Annotated in this window: 9 protein-coding genes; 4 read left to right on the forward strand and 5 right to left on the reverse strand. The window is 66.7% G+C overall.

The window, feature by feature from the left end; genetic code table 11:
• Positions 1 to 138 precede the first annotated feature (138 nt).
• Positions 139 to 510, reverse strand: a complete 372-nt coding sequence (locus H9Q09_RS20180) for a flagellar export protein FliJ (protein ID WP_024348828.1) — start codon at positions 508 to 510, stop codon at positions 139 to 141.
• Between the two features lie 365 nt (positions 511 to 875).
• Here H9Q09_RS20180 and ctrA point away from each other — a divergent pair, with 365 nt between their 5' ends.
• Positions 876 to 1,571, forward strand: coding sequence for a cell cycle two-component system response regulator CtrA (gene ctrA / locus H9Q09_RS20185; RefSeq protein ID WP_009208810.1), 696 nt, complete (start codon positions 876 to 878; stop codon positions 1,569 to 1,571).
• A 165-nt stretch (positions 1,572 to 1,736) separates the two neighbouring features.
• Here ctrA and H9Q09_RS20190 read toward each other — a convergent pair whose 3' ends face one another.
• Together H9Q09_RS20190 and H9Q09_RS20195 are read right to left on the reverse strand one after the other, a co-directional pair.
• Positions 1,737 to 2,144, reverse strand: a complete 408-nt coding sequence (locus H9Q09_RS20190; protein WP_187392529.1) for a response regulator — start codon at positions 2,142 to 2,144, stop codon at positions 1,737 to 1,739.
• A gap of 129 nt (positions 2,145 to 2,273) precedes the next feature.
• Entirely contained in the window at positions 2,274 to 2,900 is a 627-nt protein-coding gene (locus H9Q09_RS20195) for a histidine phosphotransferase family protein (protein ID WP_009208808.1), read from the reverse strand.
• Between the two features lie 249 nt (positions 2,901 to 3,149).
• Here H9Q09_RS20195 and H9Q09_RS20200 point away from each other — a divergent pair, with 249 nt between their 5' ends.
• Both H9Q09_RS20200 and H9Q09_RS20205 read left to right on the forward strand, forming a co-directional pair.
• Positions 3,150 to 3,740 carry a DUF1134 domain-containing protein gene (locus H9Q09_RS20200; RefSeq protein WP_009208807.1) on the forward strand — a complete coding sequence of 197 codons (591 nt, stop codon included), beginning with the start codon at positions 3,150 to 3,152 and terminating at the stop codon, positions 3,738 to 3,740.
• Between the two features lie 158 nt (positions 3,741 to 3,898).
• The gene (locus tag H9Q09_RS20205; RefSeq protein WP_187392530.1) at positions 3,899 to 5,038 is read left to right on the forward strand and encodes a hypothetical protein; all 1,140 of its coding nucleotides are present in this window, start codon (positions 3,899 to 3,901) and stop codon (positions 5,036 to 5,038) included.
• A 125-nt stretch (positions 5,039 to 5,163) separates the two neighbouring features.
• Here the strand turns inward: H9Q09_RS20205 and H9Q09_RS20210 are convergent, their stop codons facing one another.
• Together H9Q09_RS20210 and H9Q09_RS20215 are read right to left on the reverse strand one after the other, a co-directional pair.
• Entirely contained in the window at positions 5,164 to 5,985 is an 822-nt protein-coding gene (locus tag H9Q09_RS20210; protein WP_187392531.1) for an RNA methyltransferase, read from the reverse strand.
• Between the two features lie 101 nt (positions 5,986 to 6,086).
• Positions 6,087 to 6,476, reverse strand: coding sequence for a hypothetical protein (locus tag H9Q09_RS20215; RefSeq protein WP_187392532.1), 390 nt, complete (start codon positions 6,474 to 6,476; stop codon positions 6,087 to 6,089).
• 514 nt (positions 6,477 to 6,990) lie between these two features.
• Between H9Q09_RS20215 and H9Q09_RS20220 the strand changes: the two genes are divergently transcribed.
• Positions 6,991 to 7,326 (forward strand): hypothetical protein, encoded by a 336-nt coding sequence (locus H9Q09_RS20220; protein ID WP_187392533.1) that lies wholly within the window; start codon positions 6,991 to 6,993, stop codon positions 7,324 to 7,326.
• Positions 7,327 to 7,533 lie beyond the last annotated feature (207 nt).

The following is a 7,533-nucleotide window of genomic DNA, read 5'->3' on the forward strand; positions in this document are numbered from 1 at the left end:
CCCGCCCGTCTGGCGTCCTGGCACTGAGATCACGCGGCCTTGCGAAAGCCGGGCCGACCGGTCACCGCCCCCGTCGCCGCGCGGCGCCAGGGGCTGAGTGAAAGATTGCCGGCGCAGTTCGCGCCGGGCGGTCGCTTGTCAGCCGACGGCTTCGCGGCGGTCGTCCTCGCCGTCGCGCTGGCCGTCGCGCAGCTCCAGCTTCTCGGCATGCAGCAATTCGGCCTCGGCCTCTTCCAGCGCCAGCTTCGCGGCGTTGATCTGGGTCCGCAGGTCCTGGACCGAGTTGGTCAGGTTGTCGCGACGCGAGCGCGCCGCCTTGGCGAAGGTCGGATAGGCGAAATGGGTGATATCGGTAATCCCCGCCTTCTTTTCCTCGTTCGAAATCTGATGATCGAGTTCGGCCGCCATCCGGGCGAACTCCCCCATCATCAGTTCGAGCTGCTCGAGCTGACGACGCTTTTCGCTGACCTTGAAACGCGTCAGTCGCACCAGGTTGTCACGCTTCATCACTCAAACTCCAGATGACGGGCTCCGTCTGACGGCCCGGAAAAGATGCGGCGGACGGTTTTGGGCAAGCCTCGTGAGCTATGCGTTTAACCGTCTGTTTACGCGCACCATTAATCATAGGGGTGAGGATTTAAGGCTGGGTAAACCGAACGCACCGACTTTGGCGGATCGCTCAATCAGGCGGAACACCGGGGTCAGACCAAGGGAAACCAGGTCTTTCATCGCAGGACAGATGCCCGCAGCCCGGCCGACCGTTCGGATTGTGAGCATTTGTTAACCACTTCGTGCCACTTTTGGGCCGAACTTTAGACAAACCGGGGCCATGCCGTTTACCCGAATCGGCAGGGCTGGGCTAAGAGGAATTTCTGATGCGCGTTCTTTTGATCGAAGATGACAGCGCGGTCGCGCAGAGCATCGAGCTCATGCTCAAGTCAGAGAGCTTCAACGTCTATACGACCGATCTGGGCGAAGAAGGCGTCGACCTCGGCAAGCTCTACGACTACGACCTCATCCTTCTCGATCTGAACCTGCCGGACATGTCGGGCTACGAAGTCCTGCGCACCCTGCGCCTGTCCAAGGTGAAGACGCCGATCCTGATCCTCTCCGGCATGGCGGGTATCGAGGACAAGGTGCGCGGCCTCGGCTTCGGCGCCGACGACTACATGACCAAGCCGTTCCACAAGGACGAGCTGGTCGCCCGCATTCACGCCATCGTCCGCCGCTCCAAGGGCCACGCCCAGTCGGTCATCAACACCGGCGACCTGACGGTCAATCTGGATGCCAAGACGGTCGAAGTGAACGGCCAGCGCGTGCATCTGACCGGCAAGGAATACGCCATGCTGGAGCTGCTCTCGCTGCGCAAGGGCACCACCCTCACCAAGGAAATGTTCCTCAACCACCTCTATGGCGGCATGGACGAGCCCGAGCTGAAGATCATCGACGTCTTCATCTGCAAGCTGCGCAAGAAGCTGGCGACGGCCACCGAGGGCAAGAACTACATCGAGACGGTCTGGGGCCGCGGCTACGTGCTGCGCGAGCCGGAAGTCGCCCGCGGCGCCGCCTGATCGCGCGCCCGGCTTTCTGATCGCGTCCCGGATCCTTCGGGACCTGTCTTCCAAACGGCCTGCCCGGTTCCCCGCGGCGGGCCGTTTGGCATTCGGGCCTGGCTGTTTTCGTGCTGGCTGTTGCGGATGATCGGCGCGATGCGCCCTGCCCCGCAGAGCCGCGGCTCACGCGGCCGAGGCCGAGGCGCCTTCCGCGCTGGTGCCGGCAGCCTGGACGAACGGCGTCAGCCAGCCTTCCAGCGCGCTGCGATCGAATGGCTTGTAGATGTAGTCGGTGACGCCGGCCCGGCGCAGGCGCGTCATCAGGCCGAGATTGGATTCCACGATCGAGGCGAGGATCACTGTCGGCCGGCCCTCCGCCTCGGCGCGCAGATGGCGGACCAGTTCGACGCCGGCCGGATCTTCCGCCGACGCCGCGACGATCACGATCTCCGGCAGGCCGTTGGCGGCGACCCACGCCCTGGCCTCGTCGCCCGAGGCGACCCCTTCCACCGTCAGTCCCATCTGGAACAGGATGCGCGACGCCACCTTCCGGATCACCGGAGCCGGATCGACGATCAGACAGCTCTGCATGGGCGCTCACCTTTCCTGACGGGGCCCGGACAATCCGTCCGGAACACCTTCGTGGTGGATCAGTCCTAGCGCAGCATCTTTGCTGTTTCGTTCAGGAACAGGGGTAACATTACCTAAACGGCGTGTCCGTCAGGCCACCGTGAACAGAACCGAGCCCTCGGTCTTCTCGTGCGCGACCGTCAGGCCGGATTCCTGCGCCAGGAACAGCGTGTAATAGGGCTGGATCGTCTGGGCATCCATCGCCTCCTGCGCCACGTCGCCGTTGAGCAGGGCCATCAGCCGCGGCTGGATGCGGATGCGGTCGCCGGTGGCGCGCACCGTGGCGCGCGGCGGATCGATCGATTCGATCACCACCTTGATCTCTCCGCCCCGGCTGATCGAGGCGTTGGCCAGGACGATGAGGTTGAGGATGATCTTGACGAAATTCTTGGCCACGTAGCCCGGCTCGCCCTCCCAGACGATCGCCGCCTTCTCGTGGTTCATGTAGCCGTTGGCGACGGTCTTGGCGTCGTTCAGGTCGATCGTCGCGGTCTGCGAGCCGGCGGCGCCGAAGGCGATGCGGGCGAACTGCAGCTTGGCGACGGCCGATTTCAGCGAATGGCGGACCAGCTCCATCGATTCGGGATCGTTCGGCATGTCGTCCAGGAGCTCGAGGCCACTCTGGATTCCGAACACCGGCGAGATGATGTCGTGGCACAGCTTGCTAGACAACAGCGCGGCGAGATCCGCAGCCGACAGTTCGGGAAGGGTTGTCATGCAGGAGGTTCCGTTCGATCGAGCCATGGGGAGCCGACGGCGAATCAGCCGTCTCGCTTTGGCACAAAGCATGGGTTCCTGCCCGGAATCCGTCAACCGAGCCGCGTCATCCGTGCCGCCGCGACACGCACATTGCGGGCGTTAGGCGATTGGAAAGCATGTTTTGGTCAAATGCCGGATATCGCGTCGCAAGCGGGTACCGGGTCGGTCGTCGATCGCCCGTGCCCGCCCTGTCGAAAGGAACCGAACATGAATGCCATCACAGGGGCGGTCCGCAGTCTCCTCTTCGCTGCCGCCACCGCATTCCTCGTCGCAGGCTTCGGCGCTGCATCTCCCGCTCACGCCCAGGCCGGCACCAGCGGCTACAACACCGACGAGGTCATCGCCACCGGCCATAAATTCTTCGGCACCACCTCCGGCAGCCTCGCCCAGGTCGTCGAGCAGGCGTTCAAGAAGTTCGGCCTGCCGAACGGCTACATCCTCGGCGAGGAAGCCGCCGGCGCCTTCTTCGGCGGCCTGCGCTTCGGCGAGGGCACGCTGTTCACCAAGAACGCCGGCGAGCACCGGATCTTCTGGCAGGGCCCGTCGCTCGGCTTCGATGTCGGCGGCGACGGCGCCCGCACCATGATGCTGGTCTATGACCTGCCCTCGGTGGAAGCCGTCTATGGCCGCTTCGGCGGCGTGTCCGGCAGTGCCTATCTGGTCGGCGGCCTCGGCATGACGGTGCTGACCCGCGACAACATCGTGCTGGTGCCGATCAAGACCGGCGTCGGCGCCCGTCTCGGCGTCAATCTCGGCTATCTCAAGCTGACCCCGATGCCGACCTGGAATCCCTTCTGAGCCCATCACCCGCGCGGCGGCCGGTCAGCCCGGCCGCCGCAAGCGTTGCCAGATGACCATACCGGACCGTGAATCGCGCACCGAAAAGCCCGGGCTTCGGCCCCTATTGTCGCTTCGTGCGTTATAAGGGTATCCGAAAGCCCCCAGCGTAGGTCCCCATGATCGCCTCCGGCCTGATATTCCTGTTCGGCTTTTTGGCCGCTGCCCTGATCGCCCTGCTCGTGTCGCCGATCGTCTGGCGCCGCGCCAAGCGACTGGCCCGCCGCGAGTTCGAGGCGACGATTCCCGTCAGCGCCAACGAGATCCGCGCCAGCTACGACCATGTCCGCGCCCAGGCCGCCATGGAATCCCGGCGCCGCGAAATGGAAGCCCATGCCGTCCGCGAGAAGGCCGCGCTGGAGCGCGCCGAGGCCGGCCGCGTCGCCGTCGAGAATGCCGATCTGCGCGGCCGCAACCGCGTCCTCACCGAGACCGTCGCCCAGAACGTCGCCGATCTGAAGGAGCTCTCCGCCGCCCTGGAGGCCCGCGAGCAGGACTATCGCAAGCTCGAGGAAGAGTTGCGCGAGACGGTCCACGACCTCGACCTGCGCACCGAGGAGATGAACGCCCTCTCCGATCGCTTCCGCGACCTGACCGGCATCGCCGAGGACCGCAAGCTGAGCATCGTGTCGCTGGAGACCCGGCTGGAGGAAGCCCAGGACGAGGTCCGCTCGCAGGAGCGCATCGGCCGCGAGCGCGACAATGCGATCGACCGCCTGCGCAGCCAGGTCGGCGCCCTCGACGCCAGCCTGCAGAAGGAAAAGGCGACCGCCCGCAAGCTCGAGGAAAAGGTCATCCGCCTCACCGCGCGCCTCGCCGACCAGGACGAGCGCCTGGCGCTCCACGCCGGCGGCCGGGACAGCCTCGACGACGCGGATGACACCGATCTGCCGCAGGCGACCCGGGCGGATGACACATCCCCGGACGACATCGACCGGACCCCGGTCGTGGCTGCCGCTGCCCCGATCAGCGCCGAGGCCGTCCGCCGCCAGCTGGAAGAACATCTCGACCTGCCGGCCCATCCGCTGGGCGGGGACGACGACGAGGAAGCCCTGCGCGAACGCATCAGCGACATTGCCGCCCGGGTGATTCACCTGACCGGCAAGGCCGAAGGCCCCAATTCCGTCATCGAGCGCATTCTGGCCGCCGACGAGTCCGGCACGACCGGCACCACCGAGAGCGGACGCCCGACGCTGGCCGGCCGGGTCCGGCGCCTGCGCGCCGAGGAATCGAAAACCACCGGACAGGCCGCCGAGTAATCTGCGCCCGCCGGCGCCTCGCCGCCTGACAGTCGAGCCTCGCAGCCTGACAGCCGAGCCGACCCCGCGCCCCACCACCGCCGATCGACCATGCGGTGTCCCGGCCTTCGAAGCCCGGCGACCCGCTAAGCGGCGGTGCCGTCTCCGGCAAACAGCCGGTGCAGGACGATCGCCGCCGAGGTCGCGACATTCAGGCTGTCGAGCCCCGGCGCCATCTCGATCCGCACCGTCTCGACCGCGCGCATCAGCTCCGGCGACAGCCCCTGCCCTTCGGCACCGAGGCACAGCGCCGTGCGTCCTGCCGTCGCCAGCCCGGCCAGCGGGGTCTCGCCGGCCGGCGACAGCGCCAGGACCCGGTAGCCCGCCGCCCGGCACGCCGCGACGAGGCTCTCGCCCGTCCCCTCCCGGCACCAGGGCACCGTCAGGGCCGTGCCCACCGACACCCGCAGCGCCTTGCGATAGAGCGGATGGCAGCTCGTCGCGTCGCACAGCACCGCACCGGCGCCGAACGCCGCCGCATTGCGGAAGATCGCACCGAGATTGTCGTGGTTGGAGAGGCCGACGGCGATGACGACCGGCCGGCCGCCCGCCGCGGCGATGGTATCTGCCACCGACGGCCGTGCGCCGCGCTCCGCCCCATAGGCGAGCACGCCGCGATGCACGGCAAAGCCGGCGATCCCGTCGAAGACGGCCTGATCGGCTACATGGATCGGCACGTCGTCTGGAAACCGCGCCAGCCGCTCGGCCAGTCCGGCCAGCCGGTTGCGCAGGATCAGCAGCGATGTCGGCCGAAAGCGCGGCGACATCAGAAGCTGGTCGAGCACCACCGTGCCCTCGGCGATGAAGCCGTCACGGCCGACGAGATCGCGGTCGCGCACATTGCGAAACGGCTCGACCCGCGGATCGGCCGGATCGTCGATGGCGATGGTGGAAAGCGAAACCGGCATGGGAGACGTCGGACCAATCGAAAAAAGCGCTGCAGCGCCCGGGGCAGATTGCGTATCGCCGATCGCCGCAGCGGGCAAACCGGCAGGCCCCGTCGCCGGCATCAGTCCGGCAGTTCGAACTGCGATGCCCCCGAGGCCTTCTCCATCTCGAAGGTCACCCGCGTTTCCTTCCACTCCTCATAGGGCGTGTCCGGCGCGCGCAACGGCAGGCAGCGCTTCATCGCCCTGACCGCCGCGTCCCGCAACGTCCGTTCGACGGCATTCGCCGGAACGTAGTCGGTGCTGGCCTTCACGAGATCGGCGTCGGGCGCAAGTTGCAGGACGAAGGTGATGGGCCGGACCGAGGTGGCTGGCTGCGCCGACGGCGAGGTCCAGCACCGCTTCACCTGCGCCTCGATGCTGGCAACCGGCTTCTGGGCCGAGGCGACGGTCGTGGTGAGGCACAGGGCGAGTGCCAGTGTGAGAATCTTCCGGCCCATGGCTGCGGACAAGCGGTTTTCCCCGTTGCGATGACGATACAGACAGCGTCCTACCACGCCGCCACCCGCGACAGCGAGCGACGAACTGGCGCGCCCCGGCACGAGAGCGGGAAGCGCGAACCGGATCGGCCAGGCCGCGCCACCGCAAGGCGCCCTGCACCGCGCAAGAACGCGACACGACGTCCGGCTTCTCGCGCCAGTCGATCCGGATGACCCGCTGCAGCACCAGGGCGATCACGGCGCCGATGGGTTCGGCGGATTCGCGCATGCCGGCGGCGGCCTCGACGAGGGTCACGGTACCGGTGTCCTCGAGGTGGGCGACCAGCCGAATGCGATCGCCCAAGGGCACCATTCTTCGGGCATACCGGAGCATCTCACGGGCATTGGAGATGGCGGGCTCCGCCCGGATCTCGCTCTCGCAGATGGCACTCCAGACGACCGGTTCGTCGATCGGCGCCAATTCCACCGGCCCGGCGTCGAGGAAAACCTGCGATCCACAGGCATAGTGGACGAGAAAGTCCGGCACATGCGTGACGATCACGCCATCGCCATCGGCAAAGTCGAGGCAATGCGGCAGACATTGCCAGGCCTCGACCTCTCCATCGAGATCGAGGAGCAGTCCCAGGTCGTGGGCCAGCGAAGAACGGAACAGCGGGAGGCCGACGCAGCGGACGGTGCCCGCCGGCAGATAACGCCGGGTGGACGCCTTGCGGCGGATCCGGCCAAGATCGACGGGATCGGAATGCGCGGCGGGGCCGCCCTCTCTCGGAAGGCGGATAGACAAGTCGGAAATCATGGAGGTCGCTCCGGTGCCGCGCCATGGCGGCAAACGCTGTCAGCGCCGGAGGACGATCTCGTCTAACCCCGGCAGGCGATGGCCACGGGTTTCGCAGTCGACAGCAGAATGAGCGATAAGTTTAGCATGGGTAGAACATATGCAGAACAATGGGGCTGTTGAAGAAGTCGGCTTTTGAAGCATCGCAGGACACGAAGATCCGGCCTGTCCGACTGGAGCTCGGCGGCGCCTTGAAAGAGATCGGCGGAATGGGGAAGCCAGATTGCGTTTGGT

This window comes from Aurantimonas sp. DM33-3 (assembly GCF_014334315.1).
GTDB lineage: Bacteria > Pseudomonadota > Alphaproteobacteria > Rhizobiales > Rhizobiaceae > Aurantimonas > Aurantimonas coralicida.